Below are 301 nucleotides of genomic sequence, written 5' to 3' on the forward strand. Positions count from 1 at the left end.
CGCACCATATGCACCCTTAGCTCAGCTGGATAGAGCGTTAGACTACGAATCTAAAGGCCGGGAGTTCGAATCTCTCAGGGTGCACCATTTTAACGGGAAGTAGCTCAGCTTGGTAGAGCACTTGGTTTGGGACCAAGGGGTCGCAGGTTCGAATCCTGTCTTCCCGACCATTTATTTTTTTGGTCTTTGAAAACTGAACGATGAGGCAAAAAAAGTTTTACAATTTTTGAATGAAGCGCAAGCTTCGTCAATTTAAGAGCTATATCAAATTCTTTGGAGAGTTTGATCCTGGCTCAGGACG

2 tRNA genes are annotated in these 301 nt (G+C 44.9%); both read left to right on the forward strand.

Annotation, left to right across the window (positions count from 1 at the left end):
- The first annotated feature begins 10 nt into the window (after window positions 1–10).
- Window positions 11–87, forward strand: a tRNA-Arg gene (locus KNO68_RS14905).
- Between the two features lie 6 nt (window positions 88–93).
- Window positions 94–170, forward strand: a tRNA-Pro gene (locus KNO68_RS14910).
- Window positions 171–301 lie beyond the last annotated feature (131 nt).

It is taken from the genome of Exiguobacterium sp. s75, from assembly GCF_018617145.1.
In the GTDB taxonomy this organism is placed as follows: Bacteria; Bacillota; Bacilli; order Exiguobacteriales; family Exiguobacteriaceae; genus Exiguobacterium; species Exiguobacterium profundum.